The sequence below is a fragment of the Bacteroides sp. 519 genome (assembly GCF_010500955.1).
GTDB lineage: Bacteria > Bacteroidota > Bacteroidia > Bacteroidales > Bacteroidaceae > Bacteroides.
The window spans coordinates 78,209-95,338 of record NZ_QVMJ01000024.1 but is presented as its reverse complement, the minus strand read 5'-3'; the positions used below and the strand labels follow the sequence as shown (position 1 = coordinate 95,338).

Here is a 17,130-nt window from a genome sequence, read left to right as displayed (position 1 = left end):
GGTTAAAATATAAATTGACTCTTTATATCGGGGATTTTTTTATTACGCGTAAAAAAAAGTATCTTTGTATCATATAAGTAACGTTACAAACATGAATCAAATATATTCAAGGGTTGTAAGAGGAATGTGTGTTGTGTCTTTGATGATTGTATCCTCCTGCAATTCACCTTATAAACTAACAACAATAACAGGAGAAAAAACAGTAACAAACGCTTCCTGGGATAGCAAACCCGATACTAAAGCCATTGCAGTACTGGCTCCTTACAAAGCAAAGATTGATAGTATCATGACTCCCGTAGTGGGTAAAAGTGCTATGGATATGCCCGCTTTGCGACCGGAAAGTTTACTGTCGAATCTTGTAGCAGATGTTTTAAGAGAATCTACAACCCACTACCTCAATGAAACGGCCGATATAGCAGTAATGAATATTGGCGGATTGCGTAATAGCCTGAAAAAGGGAGATATTACTTATGGTGATATTTACGAAATACTTCCTTTTCTGAACGCACTCTGTATGGTAACAATGAAAGGAGATCTGGTAGAAGAATTAATGCAGAATATTGTTTCCGTAAAGGGCGAAGGCATTAGCAATGTAAAGCTACACGCAACCAACGATGGACAAATTATAAGTTGTACCATTGGTGGCGAACCGCTCGACCGCAACCGGACCTACAAAGTTGCTACTATAGACTATCTGGCCGAAGGCAACGACAGACTGGTTGCTTTTAAAAAAACCGAAAGCAAACAGTTTATTCCCGAAGCTACCATCCGGCAAATCTTTTTAGATTATGTAGTGGAGCAAACCAAACAGGGAAAAGAAATTACCTCGGCAGTAGAAGGAAGAATCATCATTGAGTAAATTGAAAGTTGAAAATTAGCTATGCAATATTCTATATTATCCGGAAAAATATTAGTCCTGATGTTGTGCATGTCTGTTTCGGTGCAGGCACAGAAAACCAAAACATTAACAATATTGCACACTAACGATGTGCATAGTCGTATTGAGGCACTTAGTCCGGAACTGGAAAATCCGGTATCAGCCGGAAACGGAGGTTTCTTACGAATCGCTTCTTATGTTAATGAAGTAAGAAAAGAAACTTCAAACTTATTGGTGTTCGATTGTGGCGATTTCTCGCAAGGCACACCTTACTACAATCTTTTTCAGGGAGATGTAGAAATAAGCCTGATGAACACCATTGGTTACAATGCAGGTGCAATAGGAAATCATGAGTTCGACTTTGGCATGGATAACCTGATGCGGTTATGTAAAATGGCCAATTTCCCTGTTGTATGTGCTAACTACGATTTTACAGAAACCGTTCTTGAAGGCATTGTTAAACCCTACACAATCATTAAGAAAGCAGGATTGAAAATTGGTGTGTTTGGCTTAAGCCCCGATCCCGATGGCTTGGTGCAAGCATCTAACTATGAAGGAGTAAAGTTCTTAAACCCGTATGAAAAGGCCAACGAAACAGCTGCTTTGCTTCGCCAGAAAGGTTGCAATGTTGTTATCTGCCTTTCGCATCTGGGCATGTATTCTTCAACCAAAAACCCAATCAGCGATACAGAACTGGTAAAAAATACCCGCAATATTGATGTTATATTGGGAGGTCACTCACATACATTACTCGAAGAACTACATGTGTATAAGAACCTTGATGGCAAGGAAGTGTACATCTCGCAAATGGGAAAAAGCGGAATCTATGTAGGCCGTATTGATTTAACTTTTGAAAAGTAAATAGTAGATAGTAGTTAGTAGCTAGTAGCTAGTAGCCATGCGGCATCGTTCTACTATCTACTAACTACTATCTACTAACTACTAACTACTAACTACTATCTACTAACTACTAAAACTAACAACAAAACAATAATGAAAAAACTAATCGTTTCCATTCTATCTTTCTGCTGTGCAGCTCTTATGTATGGCCAGCAAAAATCATTCCTGCCCAATCCGGATGATAGTCAATGCCAGCAATGGGTAAACAATGTTATGATGGGTATGGGGCTTAAGGAGCAGATTGGACAATTGCTTGTTTATTCTGTTGAGGCTAACAACAGTTCGGACAACAAAAAGTTGATAGCTAAAACAATAAAGAAGGTTATGCCTGGTGGAATACTATTCTCCGAAGGAACCCTTAGCAGTCAGGCAAATCTTACCAATTATATTCAATCCATCTCTGCCATGCCGGCACTGATCTGCTTTGAAGGAGAATGGGGAATAGCAGCCCAATTACCGGGAACTCCGGAGTTTCCAAAGAATTCAGCTTTGGGATGTATTGAAGACAATCACCTGATTGAAGCCTACGGGCGAGAAGTAGCACGCGAACTTCGCGAACTGGGTGTACATGTAAACTTTGCTCCCGTAGCCGATATTAAACGCAACCCCGAAAACCCATCTATCAACGTAAGATCTTTTGGAGCAGAAACCAAACTTGTTACCGATAAAGTACTGGCTTACAGTCGGGGCTTACAAACAGGAGGTGTTCTACCCGTATTGAAACATTTCCCCGGCCAGGGAGATACCAAAGCCGATGCTGATATTACCATGCCGATTATTCCTTACCCACGCGCACATCTGGATACTGTAGAGTTATATCCGTTCAAAAAAGCAATAGATGCAGGGATTGGTGGAATCATGGTTGGCCATTTAAAGTTTCCTGCTCTTGATCCCGAAAGAAGGAACGGAGCTTCTTTCTCGTCCAACATTATCACCGGATTATTGAAAGACGAACTCAACTTTAAAGGACTTATTTTCAGCGAAGCTCTTTACAAAAGAAATGTAATAGGAACCATCAGACTTGAAATAAAAGCACTGAAAGCCGGAAACGATATGATTCTGGTTAATGGCGATCTTGAAAGAATTCAAAGAGAAGTAATGCAAGCCGTAAGAAGCGGAGAGATATCCGAAAAAGATATTGAAGACAAATGCCGCAAAGTACTGGCTTATAAATATATGTTCGGCCTTAACAGTAGGCCGATGAATGTATCGGTTAACGGTTTGGATACACGCATCAATACTCCCGAAGCTACACAATTAGTATCCGACCTGCGCAAAGCATCGGTTACTGTATTATCTAATTACGGTAATGTGCTTCCGTTAACAAACCACACATCGGATATTACTGTAGTTAGTATTGGCGAGTCCGGAAAAGATGATGCTTTCCTTGCTGCTTTGGGTAAATATGCATCAATCACTAAATTACACTTGCCAATAGATGCCAGCGAAAGCGAACAAAAACGCATTGCGTCCGAGTTAAAGAATTGTCGCAGAGCAATTATCAGTGTTACTACCGATAACCTGGATATTGAACATTACATTGATTTTCTGGAAATGATAGACACCAAGGCTCCTGTTGTGTATGCTTTCTTGTCTCCCTACAGAGAGTTGTTGCCTGCTGCTGTTCCTTTAAGAAAAGCCTCGGCTATTATATTGGCGCATTCGGCTCATGATGAATTACAGCAACAAGTTGCCGATATAATGTACAGCAAAGCATCTGCCACAGGTAAGATGTCTATGCCTGTTGGCGAACTGTTTGCTGTTGGCGATGGTGTTGCTATTACACCGCAAACACCTATCGGCTTTGTTGGCGAAGATTTCGGAATGAAATCGTATGTCTTCGATCGTGGAATAGACTCTATTGTAAACGTTGGCTTACAGGTAGCAGCATTCCCGGGTTGCCAGGTACTTATCCTGAAAGACGGCAAACCCATATACGATAAGGTATTCGGCGTACATTCTGATAAAGACATGACCCCGGTACGTTCAACTGATTTATTTGACCTTGCCGACTTGTCTCAAACAACAGGAACATTGCTTGCCATCATGCGGTTATACGATACAGGTAAACTGAAGCTTACCGATAAAATGTCTCAATATGTACCTTACTTCCGGTCGGGCAATAAAAAAGACATCACCATTCAGGATTTGCTTTTTCATGAATCGGGCTTAGCCCCCAATGTACGTTTCCATCGCGAAACAATTGACGACAATAGTGTAAACGGTCCTTTTACCCAAGGATGGATTGACGAGTGGCATTACACACGTATCGGAGAGTTTACATGGGCATGTTCCGATTTCAAATTTAAGACAGGCTTATTCTCCGAAACCCAGACTGCTACCCACCAATTGCATGTGGCCGATAATATGTGGCTTACTAACTCGTTTAAAAATACCATGTTGCAGGTTATTAACCAATCGCCAATGGATAACAAACGTTACATATACAGTCCGGCAGGTTTTATATTGCTACAACTGGTGGTTGAGGCAATTACCCAAAAACCTTTGGACGAATATCTTGAAATGGAATTCTTTACTCCTATGCAGCTTGACAGAACAAAATATCTGCCGCTACGTTATTTTACCAAAGAAGAAATTATGCCAACTGCAAGCAATGAATATTTCCGCCGTCAGGATTTGTGTGGATATGTTCACGATGAACTGGCCGCCTGCCAGGGAGGTATTTCGGGTAATGCCGGTTTATTCTCTACTGCTCATGAGGTAGGCCGCATCTACCAGATGTTATTGAATGGGGGCGAACTGGATGGCAAACGCTATCTCAGTGCAGAAACCTGTGAGCTGTTTACAAGTTTGAAATCTACTATCAGTCGCCGGGGATTGGGATTCGATAAGCCCAGTATTTTTGATCCGGCAGCACCAATAGCCAATCCGTGCTCACCATCAGCTCCATTAGAAACTTATGGTATTACCGGATTTACAGGCACTTGCACATGGGTAGATCCTACAAACAATCTGATTTATATCTTCCTGAGCAACCGGGTATGCCCTGATGTTTGGAATGATAAGATTATTCAAATGAATCTCTTGCAAAATATTCAAGAACAGTTGTATAAATCAATTCAGTAGTTAGTAGCTAGTAGTTAGTAGCTAGTAGTTAGTAACTAGCACACTTTCCAGATGTAAAATTAAACCAAAGCAATAATGATCAGAAAATTTTTAATTAGCCTGAGCTTACTATTATGTCTTTTAAACCTTAATGCGCAAACCGAGCCTCTACTGCTTTATAAAGCCTCGCAGGATGTAGAGTGCAAACAATGGGTAGACTCGGTGTTCAACAAGCTATCTTTAAAAGAAAAGGTTGGGCAGTTATTTATCCATACCATTGCACCGCTGGAAAGTCAGGCCAATATTAATAACCTGAAGAATGCCGTGTCGACCAATAAAGTTGGCGGACTTTTGTTCTCGGGTGGGGTATTAGAGAATCAGGCCCGGCTTATTAACCTGGCCCAAGAAGAAGCCAAAGTACCATTAATGATTACTTTTGATGGTGAGTGGGGGCTCTCTATGCGCCTGAAAGATACTCCGGTCTATCCACGCAATATGGTGTTGGGTTGTATTCAGGATGATAAACTGATCTACGAGTACGGACAAGAAATAGCCCGTCAATGTCGCGAGCTGGGCGTACATGTTAACTTTGCGCCTGTGGCCGATGTGAATATCAATCCACGGAACCCGGTTATTAACACCCGCTCGTTTGGCGAGATTCCCAAGGATGTAGCCGATAAAGTAATCTCCTATTCACTCGGTTTGGAAAGTGGCGGCGTATTATCCGTATCCAAACACTTTCCAGGACACGGTGATACGGATGTAGATTCGCATCATGCGCTTCCGGTATTATCTTTTCCACGCGCGCGTTTGGATACTGTTGAACTCTATCCTTTTAAGGAAGCAATCAACGCCGGGGTAAGCGGTATGATGGTAGGACACTTAGAAGTTCCTGCATTAGAATCAACCAAAGGCGTTCCGGCTTCACTATCAAGAGCCATAACACACAATTTGTTGGTCGAAGAACTCGGCTTTCAGGGGCTTATCTTTACCGATGCTTTGGAAATGAAGGGTGTAGCCTCGTTCAAGAATGTATCGTTAGATGCACTCAAGGCCGGACACCACATGGTACTGGCCCGACGTAACCTGAAGGCCGAAATCGACGCAGTACTCGAAGCAGTTAAAAAAGGAGAAATCACCGAAACAGATATAGATCAGAAGTGTAAAAAGGTACTAACCTACAAATACATTCTGGGGGTTGCCGATCAGGGTAAGATACAAATATCGGGGTTGAGCAACCGCATCAATACACAAAACGCCCGCGAACTGGCCATTCGTTTAAAAGTAGGTGCCCTAACTGTGTTAAGCAACAAGAATGGTGTATTGCCTATCGACAAGGATGTAAAAGAGGTAGCAGTAATAAATGTAGGAAACGGAAGCACCTTTAACCAGACTTTGAAGAAACATGCTACTCCTACAATATTCGACTTAAAAGCCAATATGCCTGCTGCCGAACGGAAAGCATTGCATAGTAAACTGGCTGCATTTAAACGGATTATTGTTAACATCAACGAGCGCCAGCTAGCACCTTATCAGGCTTTCTTTGCCGAATTTGCTAAAGAAGCGCAAGTGATTTATGTGTGTTTCATCCCCATGAAACAACTTACACAGATTGAAGTTCCTTTGTATAATGCTGCCGGTGTTATTCTTTGTCATGTTAACGACAGGGATATTCAAGAGTACACCGCCAATGCAGTGTTTGGCGAAGCTACCATCAACGGACGGTTATCTGCCAGCATAGGCAATGCATTTAAGGCAGGGGTAGGATATACCATTCCAACCAAGCCGCAGGTGTACATTCCGGAAGAGTATGGATTAAGTTCGAAAGTGCTGCAAAATATCGACTCTATTGTTAGTAAAGGGATTAAAGAAGGAGCGTTTCCGGGTGCTCAGGTGGTTATCCTGAAAAACGGTAAAGCAATGTACGATAAAGCATTTGGTACATTTACCACGGATAGTAAAAGCACTGCTGTTACCCCCGAAAGCATTTACGATATTGCTTCGTTAACCAAAACAAGTGCTACTTTGCTGGCTGTAATGAAACTATACGATAAGGGATTGTTTAACCTTTCGGATAAGATATCCAAGCATCTTGAGTATTTTACAGGTACAGATAAGGAAGATATTACAATACGGGAACTGTTGTATCATCAATCCGGACTACCTTCTTCGATTGCTTTTTACCAACGCGCAATTGATAAGAGCAGCTATCCGGGGCGTTTGCTTCGCCAAGGCAGTGACGAATTACACACTGCCCAGATTGATGCCAAGATGTATGGGCAGCCCAATTTTAAGTTTATCAAAGGGCTTACTTCATCCAAACCGGATAATGAACACCCGCTTCAGGTATCCGAAAACCTTTGGTTGAGTAAAGCATTTAGCGATACGGTTGTCAACACCATTAAGGAGGCTAAACTGGGTGACAAGCGCTACAGATACAGTTGTGTAGGTTTTGTTGTTTTGCAGAAATTGGTAGAAAAACTTAGCGGAATGTCGTTAGACGATTACCTGATGAAAGAATTCTATAACCCCATGAAGCTAACTCACACCGCTTTCCTGCCATTGAGGTACTTTAAGAAAGATGATATTGTTCCGTCGGCAACCGATAACTTTATCCGGAAAACAACTTTGCAGGGATATGTTCATGATGAAACTGCTGCATTCCAAGGTGGGGTATCCGGAAATGCCGGATTATTTTCAACCGCCAGAGATATTGCTGCTATCCATCAAATGATATTGGACGGAGGCGAATACAATGGCAGACGCTACCTGAGCAAAGAAACCTGCCATGTATTTACTACCGATAAGTCTAAACTCAGTCACCGGGGATTAGGGTATAATAAACCCGACAGAAAGAATCCGGCCAAAAGCCCATGCAGTTCTTCCACCCCATGGTCGGCTTATGGCCATACCGGATTTACTGGTACCGGAGCCTGGGTTGATCCGGATAACAAGATTGTATATGTTTTTGTTAGTAACCGCACATATCCCGAACCATGGAACAATAAGCTGGGGCAGATGAATATCCGGGGGCAGATACAAGAGGTTATTTATAAGGCGATGAAGTAACTCTCCGAATCTTCCTATTTCCTATTTCCCTATTTCTGGTATTTCCAGCGAATATCTTAACTCAGATTTTTTGATCTTTTGATCGTTACTGCTAATGACCTGATATGCAGTGCTTCGTTGAAAGGCTTTCCTTGTCTTTTCGTTTTCGTACCACGCGTTAAGAAACCAACGATGAAACAGCGCAGGCCAATGTGGATTGGCACAAAGAACTGTTTGTGCCAGCGGACCTATGCGATCTACTCCATCCCAACGCGAAAGGTTATAGAGATAATCTGTTAGCGGATTGAATACCGGCACCCGGTTGGAGTAAATATACCGATTTACATCCCTGTCCCACAGCGGGATACCTTCGTGTTGGGCATCGATTGCAATGCTATTCATGGCACGTTTGTCGATAGGCGAAAAGCGAAAACGGAAAGAATGCCGTTCGCGATACTCTACATCGCCCACTTGTGTGTTGTAACGAAAATCGTAACGGCGCTTCATAAATTCGTCTATTTGCAAAGCCAATCGCTGTTCTTTGCTCATGGAGTCTTGTGTACCAAAACCCTTGTATTCCTGATAAACACTACGCACTATCTGACGGATAACATCGCTTTTTAGCCGCATGTAATAATGATAACTTATGCGTTTAACCGTTTCTTCCTCAGGAATACCGGAAAGGAAACAGTTCTCGGCCAAACGGGTAACTATGGGTTGCAGATCTTGGCCCATAGGAATTGCCCCACTGTTCTCGGCTGCGGTTAGTTCGGTATATGTTTTCTGCACGGCGGCTTCGAACAGCATTATGCAGGCTTCTTCGGTTTCATACCCCGGAACGGCACGTTCCAGAGGCGACTTTTCGGCCAGTTTTGCTTCCCGATGCGTTTGTTCATCGGGCATTGAAACTGGTTGTGCCAAATAAAACTGAATAGAATCCGGACGATACATTGGTTCGGGATCGAAAGAAAGTCGCGAATATTGTTCCAGTTTGGGCTCCTTAAGCAATATATCGAAAGGTATTTGGGGTTGATAACATTTCACCGCCAATCGGTAAGCATGTGCATGAAAGGTTTCTGCCGATTCATAGGTGGTTGGAAGCGAATTATCGGGGCGGGTAAAAGTTGTCCATATCTTCACTGTTCGTCCGCTCGAACCAGTAAATACCAACCGTGTTTGCGGCTGATCCCATGCAATACGCTTTACAAGTGCAATTTCTGCTTTACCTGATAAGGGACCAACAGTTAACTCTATTATACCATTATATGCCTTCAACTGTTTTTGGTTATTTACTTTGCGAAATTCTGCCGCAGGCAATATCCGGGGCGGCTTGTGTTCCTCATCAATAGACATATCGGGTAATATACCTTTTAGTTGTTCGCGAAAACCGGAAACGGGCTGTGCCTTGGCTTCTGTCTCTATTTTTTACACAAAGGTATTGATATCCATTGTGCTTAGTATTGTACCTGTATCAGTATATCTCTGTTGAGTGATCTTCATAACATATTAGTTTTATATAATTTTTTACCAATGAAACAAGTTGTTTTCTATATAGGAAACTACTTGTTTTCTACATAGAAAACAACTGGTATTCTACATAGGAAACAACTCGTTTCCTACCGAGAAACAATTGGTTTCCTACCGTGAAACGGTTGACTTTCTACCATGAAACTGTCGGCTTTCTACCGAGATTTGCGCGTGACGAAAATTTTGTCGTCACGCATTCAACACGGGTTTTCGTCACGCCCTAACATGCTTGCAATCAAGCGAATAACCACGCTCCGTGTTGAATGACGAGTAAAATACGAAAATTAAAACTTGTGTAGAGGGTTCTTATCCAAAATAATATTCGTCAGTGTATCTTTCAAACTCCGGCCCCTTCTCAATACCGTTCTTATGAAATAATTGCCGGATGTACTCCTGCTCTTCGGGGAGCAGCCCACGTTCGGATCGGTAGATGCGGTAATAGATGTTTCTTCCAAAGTAGCTAATTAGTTGTTTTCGCATAATGCTACCGTCTTTGTAGGGCACATTATCTAATAGGTGCTTGATGCCCCAGGCCAGCCGCACTTTACTAAAGCTCTTGAAAAAAGGACAATTGGCAACATCATTGGGGATGCACTTTGGGTTTACAATGTGCAGGCTAGGGTATTGCGATGTGCTGTTTTGCGCAACCAGATAGCGCATGCATTGGTTTTTACGACTACATTGTTCATTGAAACAATGGTTATAATTGGCGGGTACTGATTGATAGTCGAATTTGTTTTCCATAAGTCTGTAATTAGTAATACAAATATAAGAGTTTTATCAACCTTACATCCTATCTTTGTACAAAAATAACAATCAAAATGATTCAATTCCTTTTTATTCTCCTTTTCATTGGTTCTGCTTTTGTTGCCCCTGCCATATCACTATTTGCAGGAATAGTCTTTGCACTTTTATTTGCTAATCCTTACTCCAAAGCAAGTAAAAAGGTATCCAAATATCTTTTGCAGGTTGCTGTTGTAGGACTTGGATTCGGCATGAATCTTCACCAATCACTTGCCACCGGACGGGATGGAATGCTTTTTACCATTGTTTCTGTAGTGGGTGTATTAGTTATTGGATATTTTCTGGGACGTTGGCTTAAAATACCACATAAATTGGGATACCTCATCTCTTCTGGAACTGCAATTTGTGGCGGAAGCGCCATTGCAGCTGTTGCGCCGGTTATTGAGGCTGATGATAACGAAACGTCTATATCGTTAGCTGTTATTTTCACTCTTAATGCACTTGCTCTTTTTATTTTTCCCCCTTTAGGACATCTCTTGGGACTCTCGCAAGAACAATTTGGTATCTGGGCTGCCATTGCCATACACGACACTAGTTCTGTTGTTGGGGCCGGGTTTGCTTACGGGCCCGAGGCGCTGGCACTTGCCACTACAGTTAAACTTACGCGTGCCCTCTGGATTATACCACTATTATTTGTTACAATGGTGTTATTTCGCAAAAACGGCAATAAAAAGATATCAATTCCCTGGTTTATCTTTTTGTTTATAGGGGCAATGATTGCCAATACCTACCTAAGTATTCCGCAAACACTACTGAGTATAATATCAATAGCATCGCATAAGTTTCTGTCAATGACTCTATTCCTCATTGGTAGTTCACTTTCTATACAAGCTATAAAAGCTGTTGGTGTAAAGCCAGTGGTTATGGGGGTTGTGTTATGGATTATTATATCGGTAACAACTTTATTTGTTGTGTAATTAAAATTAGCTTTAACTCCTATAATTAACTCTTTCCTTTTTCTTTTAACTGTATAAGATATTGTTCTGCCTGATTAACAACAGAGTAGATCATTTGTATAACATCCTCTGTTTGTTGCTTTATTGCAGGTGTAAAACTGGTATCCTTTTTACCTTCCAACACCAGTAGAATATCGGTTGTATCTTTCGATCCTACCAATGTAAACAAGGGAACAATTTTATGTGCCATAGCAGCTACACCATTTACATCTTTTGCCACAAGCGCTTGCCACATTTTCTCGGTATTCTTTCTTGTTTCTGTAATGAAGCTTTCGATTATTTCTTTTCCGGCTTTCTCATCGTCGACCGAGAAGGCTGTTAAGGCTTCAAAGTTTAGTTTATTGGATTTTCGCGAAGCTTTTTTATTACTCTCCTTCTTTCCTAATCCAACAACTTGCAGAAGATCGTTTACCGAGAATGGTTTGTTTAAAAACCCACTAAAGCCATGTTTGCAGTAGTCTTCTCCACTCATTTCGCTACGGGCAGTTACTGCAATAACCGGAATGGTTTGTGCCTGAGGTATGTTAGAATTACGAAGCAATTTTAGCAAATCGAATCCATTCATTGCCGGCATTTGCACATCGGTTAGCAATAAATCGAATCTTTCTTTGCGCAAATAATCGGTTAAATCATCCAGTTGATCACAACCAACGGCGGTAATTCCTTTGTTTTTCAACATGGCAGTGGTCATGTCTAACTGAAGTTTATCATCATCAATCAATAATACTTTTAAAGATTGGATACTTTTTTCAGCCGGAAGTTGTTTGCTGTTCTTTTGCTGTACTTTAGATTGAGCCGTTTCCAGTGGTAATCTAACAGTAAAGCTACTACCTTTTCCTATTTCGCTTTCAACCTTAATGGTACCTCCAAGCAAATAAATCAGTTTATGCACAATAGACAAACCAAGCCCAAATCCTTCTTCGCCTTGTGCACCCGGCAAACGGGTAAATTCCTGAAAAATTCGTTCTTTATCTTCCTGTTTCATACCTTTTCCGGTATCCGAAACAGTTATTGTTACATACGATGCCTGATACTGAGCTGTTAAAGCTACACTCCCTTTGGGTGTGAACTTTACTGCATTAGATAGCAGATTGGTTACTATCTGCCGTATTCGCAATGGGTCGCTGTTATAATATCCGTTTAGTTGTGGGTCGATATCGTATTTAAAGTATAGCCCTTTGCTTGTGGTTAATGGCTCGAAACTGATGCGTACTTCATCGAATAGCTCTGCCGGATTAAATGTTGTTTTATTAATCTGAACCTTGTTTAAATCCAATCGATGGAAATCAAGCAGATCGTTCACCAGCTTCAATAAATGGTCGGACGAGCTTTTCATATTGCTCAGGAAAAGCTGTTGCTGATTGTTGGCATCCATAGAATCGCCCAGCAAATCAATATAACCAATAATAGACCCAAGCGGAGCTTTAAAGTCGTGTGTTATGGTAAGCATTAAGTTTTCGCGTGCTTTCAACAAATCGGATGCTCGTTTATTGGCAATTTCCAGTTCTCGTCTGTATCTGGCGTTGCGTTGCAAATCAAACCAAATAATTATCAGGAATATTGCAGCAAGCATAATGGCACCTACTGCTATTGCTGTTACTGTTTTAGTTGAACGCAAGCGTACTTCTTGTTGCTTTTCGGCTTCTCGCCTGGCTTGCAAAAACACTTCTTCTTTATAATCGTTTATCAAACTATCAATCTGAACGTTTATCACATTGTTAATTTGACGCAACCGGGCGTTTCCTCGTCTCAGTGCTTTTAAAGGAGTGTCTTCTCTTGTTCGGGTAACTCTTTTTACCAGCTGAGGGGCTATTTGGGGTTTATAATCGCTTAACAGCGTATCTGTTGATTGTTGCACCTGGCTTTTTACAGTTACGGTGGTATCGTTCGATGGTACAAATACTTCGGCTACTCTTTTAAAGAATCCTTTTTTGGCTCGTGTGGTTACAATAGAGTCGCGACTTTCAACTACATTATGTTGTACACGTTGCAGTTCTATGATGGAATCTCTTATGGCAATTGTTTCTTCTTTCTCTGTTACAGTTATCATACTATCATTTATAATAGTAATATCCTGTAACATGCTCAGGGCATTTTCGTCTTTTGCCCGTATTAAATTCAATAAGCTATCGGTTTGCAGCAATTGGTTGTTATCCACAACCGACATATTATTCAACTCTCTTTCGATATAGCGTAAAGAATAAAAGATGATTCCTAATAACACTAAGTAGCCAATAGCTACTTTGAATTTCGTAAAACGGGTAGGTTTGCTCATAGGGTTCTAATGTGAATACGGCCAATGTGCCGATACGAAAATGTGATTTAATGTGTCAAATATTCCAATGCGCTAATATAATAATTTATTTTTTAAGTGTTCATAATTAGTTCGTATTATATTTATTGTCGATAGATTGAACACCTTGTCTGGTTCAGTTAGTGGTTGAAATTTTGAAACGCTGAGTTACGCTAAGTTACGCGGAGTTTTAGTTTTCCTGCGGCATCGAAATAAAAACTCTGCGTAACTTAGCGCAACTTAGCGTTTGAATTTCTTCAATGTTTTTTTATTAAATCTGAGCCAGAATAAAACGCCGGCTGTGGTTAAGCCAAAAGGAAATGCCATCCAAACGCCCAAGGTTCCCCATTCAAGTACAAATCCGAAGAAATAGCCGGCTGGCAATGATATAAGAAAATAAGAAATAAACGCAAACAACATCATTGGTTTTACATCCGAAATTCCACGCAGAGCATTTGCGAAGGTAATTTGCAAACCGTCTCCAAACTGATAGAGTAATAACGGCACTGTTAACGAAACTACAGTAAGTACAACATCGTCACTCTCGGTAAACCAGGTGCCTAATTGATAACGTAACAAAAACAACAATGTAGAAAAAACCAATGCCATTAACATGATGATGTGGAAACCGGCAAAGGCCGACCGCCGAACGTTTTTCCAATCGTTCTGCCCATGGAAATGACTTACTCTTACGGCTATTGCGGCTCCCATACCGTAATACATCATAAAAGCAAAGGTAGATATGGTAAGCATTACCTGATGAGAGGCTAATGCAATTGTTCCCAACCACCCAATCATTATGGTACTGAGGCTGAAAGAGGCTGTTTCCATCCCCATCTGCAAGCCAATGGGCCATCCCAGGCTATTTAGTTGTTTAAACAGTGCTTTTGAGATGCTCAAACGTTTAAATCCTACACGATATTCGGCGAATCTTTTTGCTGTAAAAAAGATGAAAGCAAAAACCATTACCATTAGAATGCGCGAAATCAATGTGCTGACTCCTGCACCTACCAATCCTAGTTCGGGGAAACCCAGTTTACCGTAAATCAACACATAGTTACCAATAATATTCAAGGTATTGCCTCCCAGTAATATCCACATGGCTGTTTGGGTATCTGTTATGCCATCGGCAAATTGCTTGAAAGAATTAAAGAGCATTACAAACACCAGTGATATTAAAAGAATTATGTAGTATGGTCTAATTAAAGGAAGAAGTTCTTCGGGTTGCCTTAGTTTATCAATAAAAAGATAAAGCAAAAACATTATTAATGTGAGCAACAATGCTATCAGCATGTTTGCCAATATACTGTTTTTTAATGCCTGCCCGGCCGAGGTTAGTTTTTTTTGTCCATACATGCCACCCACTATGGGAGTTAATCCATAGGAGAAACCTGTACTGAAAATAATTGCGAGATTAAAAAGATTGTTCACAAAAGAGGCAGCTGCCAGTCCGTTTGTGCTGTGTTGCCCAATCATAAGTGTATCGGCAAAGCCGAGGATAATCATCCCCAGTTGTCCAATCACGATGGGTACTCCTAAAACAAAAAGGGCTTTATAGTGTCCTTTATATTCAGTTAACCTTACCATTTTTATAATATAATATACAACTGCTTGATGGTTGGAAAGCTCTTCCGGCCAAATCCCTGAGATGGGAAACGGTTACCGAACGGTAGTTATCGACTTCTTTCTCCAAATCTTCGGCTTTGCCAATCAACTCGAACCATGCCAGATTTGTTGCAACACTCTGGTAGTTTATGTTTCCGAAAATGTGGCCCGATTCAAACTTATTTTTTACTTTTTCCAGTTCCTGATTGTTTATTAATTCGGTTTGAAGTATCTGCAATTCATCCCAAACTGCTTGTTCGGCCTGCTCCAGCGATATGCCTGTGTTGGGTTTTCCGCTAATTTGAAACAAACCGGGATCTATACTGCCCGATATATAGGCATCGATACTCGAGAATATCCGTTTATCTCTTACCAAGTGCTGTTGCAACCTGCTCGATTGACCATTGCTTAATATATCCGATAGAATATCGAAAGCATAATAATCGGGGCTTAACCTATCGCTCATGTGAAAGTTCATAAACAAAGAGTCGACAGGAACATCGCGCAACACTTCCATACGTTTTTGTTCGGTTTGCCGGGGTTCTTGTGGTAGTTTCCTTTTGGCAATCTCGCGCTGCGAAATGGGTCCAAACCATTTTTCGGTTAGTGCCACAGCTTTTTCGAAAGATATATTTCCGGTAACAGCAATTATTGCATTGTTGGGAGCATAGAAGCGGAAAAAGAAATCTTTTACTTCATCGAGTGTAGCATTCGCAATATGCGATAATTCTTTTCCGATTGTTGGCCACTGATAAGGATGCACACTGTATGCCTGCGCCCGGGTTAGATGGTCAACATCGCCATAAGGCTGATTCAAACATCTTTGCTTAAACTCTTCCATCACTACTCCTTTTTGAACATCAAGGCCTTTAAGGTTGAAGTCGAGACTTAACATGCGGTCGGACTCCAGCCAAAAGCCAGTTTCTACATTCTGATGGGGGATGGTGAGGTAGTAGTTGGTGATGTCGTTATTGGTCCATGCATTATTCTCTCCTCCGGCTAGCTGCAATGGTTCATCATAATCGGGTATATGAGCCGACCCTTCGAACATCAGGTGCTCAAAAAGGTGAGCAAACCCGGTATGCTCCGGGTCTTCATCACGGGCGCCCACATTGTATAAAATGTTAAGGGCAACCATTTGTGTGCTCAAATCCTCTGAATGTACAAGCCTCAATCCGTTGGACAGAGTATGCTTCTTTATCTTCATTCTGAAACAGTTACTTTGATGATTTTTACATCTTCTTCCGGACGATCCTGCGAGTTGGTTTCTACCTCCTGAATCTTTTCTACTACATCCATGCCTTCTACTATTTCGCCAAACACAGTGTATTCGTTATCCAGATGAGGGGTTCCTCCTACTGTAGTATATGCTTTAATCTGTTCGGGAGTAAATTTGAATTCAGGCATTTTAGCAGCTTTCTTTTTAGCTTCTGCTTCCAGTTTATCCTGCAGTTTCTGCAAGCCGGCAGTGTCGTTAGCCTGCTGCATCTTTTGGATTTCGTCCCTGTGTTCGCCTGCCAACGAATAGAATAACGAGTTAATCTTTGCATTCATGTTATTCTTATTGGCTTCCATTGACAACAAAGTTTCCTCATCGTACACTTTACCGGTTACAATATAAAATTGACAGCCCGATGATTCTTTGTCAGGATTTACATTATCACCCATACGGGCAGCCGACAGTGCTCCTTTTTTATGAAAAAGTTGTGGATACACAAACTCGGCAGGAATAGTGTAGCCAACATCACCACTGCCTAGCATCTGTCCCTTTGTAGCTGTTCTGGAATCCGGATCGCCGGCCTGAATCATGAAATCTTTTATAACCCGGTGAAACAAGGTGCCTTCGTAAGTTCCTTCTTTTGCCAATTTGACAAAATTATCTCTGTGTTTAGGGGTTTCATCGTATAGTTTCACTACGATATTACCCATAGTAGTTTCAATCGTTACCATATAGTTATGTTTTTTGTTTGATTGGCATGCTGTAAATACAGCAGCCGCAATAAATAATAGTGTGAATAATTTCGTTTTCATTGCGTAATTCTTTAATAATTTGC

General features: G+C 41.2%; 10 protein-coding genes and 1 pseudogene. 5 read left to right on the top strand and 6 right to left on the bottom strand.

Going from position 1 to position 17,130, the window contains the following annotated elements:
• Nucleotides 1–91 precede the first annotated feature (91 nt).
• The 4 genes from D0T85_RS17450 (at nucleotide 92) to D0T85_RS17435 (ending at nucleotide 7,912) form a co-directional block, all read left to right on the top strand.
• Nucleotides 92–859, top strand: coding sequence for a 5'-nucleotidase C-terminal domain-containing protein (locus D0T85_RS17450; RefSeq protein WP_163214808.1), 768 nt, complete (start codon nucleotides 92–94; stop codon nucleotides 857–859).
• 21 nt (nucleotides 860–880) lie between these two features.
• Complete coding sequence (locus tag D0T85_RS17445) at nucleotides 881–1,738, top strand: bifunctional UDP-sugar hydrolase/5'-nucleotidase (RefSeq protein ID WP_163214807.1); 858 nt, start codon at nucleotides 881–883, stop codon at nucleotides 1,736–1,738.
• A gap of 132 nt (nucleotides 1,739–1,870) precedes the next feature.
• Nucleotides 1,871–4,864 carry a glycoside hydrolase family 3 N-terminal domain-containing protein gene (locus tag D0T85_RS17440; protein WP_163214806.1) on the top strand — a complete coding sequence of 998 codons (2,994 nt, stop codon included), beginning with the start codon at nucleotides 1,871–1,873 and terminating at the stop codon, nucleotides 4,862–4,864.
• Nucleotides 4,865–4,939: 75 nt separating this feature from the next.
• On the top strand, nucleotides 4,940–7,912 hold the full coding sequence (locus D0T85_RS17435; protein ID WP_163214805.1) for a glycoside hydrolase family 3 N-terminal domain-containing protein: 2,973 nt from the start codon (nucleotides 4,940–4,942) through the stop codon (nucleotides 7,910–7,912).
• Nucleotides 7,913–7,942: 30 nt separating this feature from the next.
• Here D0T85_RS17435 and D0T85_RS17430 read toward each other — a convergent pair.
• Both D0T85_RS17430 and D0T85_RS17425 read right to left on the bottom strand, forming a co-directional pair.
• Nucleotides 7,943–9,391, bottom strand: a pseudogene (locus D0T85_RS17430) (BT4734/BF3469 family protein); the annotation flags it as partial.
• Nucleotides 9,392–9,724: 333 nt separating this feature from the next.
• Entirely contained in the window at nucleotides 9,725–10,162 is a 438-nt protein-coding gene (locus tag D0T85_RS17425; RefSeq protein WP_163214804.1) for a DUF6078 family protein, read from the bottom strand.
• 77 nt (nucleotides 10,163–10,239) lie between these two features.
• On the opposite strand from D0T85_RS17425, the gene D0T85_RS17420 reads away from it, so the two are divergent.
• On the top strand, nucleotides 10,240–11,139 hold the full coding sequence (locus tag D0T85_RS17420) for a YeiH family protein (RefSeq protein WP_163214803.1): 900 nt from the start codon (nucleotides 10,240–10,242) through the stop codon (nucleotides 11,137–11,139).
• Nucleotides 11,140–11,164: 25 nt separating this feature from the next.
• Here D0T85_RS17420 and D0T85_RS17415 read toward each other — a convergent pair whose 3' ends face one another.
• The 4 genes from D0T85_RS17415 to D0T85_RS17400 all read right to left on the bottom strand — a co-directional run bounded on the left by D0T85_RS17415 (nucleotide 11,165) and on the right by D0T85_RS17400 (nucleotide 17,107).
• Nucleotides 11,165–13,453, bottom strand: a complete 2,289-nt coding sequence (locus D0T85_RS17415; protein ID WP_163214802.1) for an ATP-binding protein — start codon at nucleotides 13,451–13,453, stop codon at nucleotides 11,165–11,167.
• A gap of 258 nt (nucleotides 13,454–13,711) precedes the next feature.
• A complete protein-coding gene (locus tag D0T85_RS17410) occupies nucleotides 13,712–15,058 on the bottom strand; it encodes an MATE family efflux transporter (protein WP_163214801.1) in 1,347 nt (448 codons plus the stop codon).
• Nucleotides 15,042–16,283, bottom strand: a complete 1,242-nt coding sequence (locus D0T85_RS17405) for a pitrilysin family protein (RefSeq protein WP_163214800.1) — start codon at nucleotides 16,281–16,283, stop codon at nucleotides 15,042–15,044. Before D0T85_RS17405 ends, D0T85_RS17410 begins: the two co-directional genes overlap by 17 nt.
• Nucleotides 16,280–17,107, bottom strand: a complete 828-nt coding sequence (locus tag D0T85_RS17400; protein WP_163214799.1) for a peptidylprolyl isomerase — start codon at nucleotides 17,105–17,107, stop codon at nucleotides 16,280–16,282. The genes D0T85_RS17405 and D0T85_RS17400 overlap by 4 nt, the downstream gene beginning before the upstream one ends.
• Nucleotides 17,108–17,130: the final 23 nt, after the last annotated feature.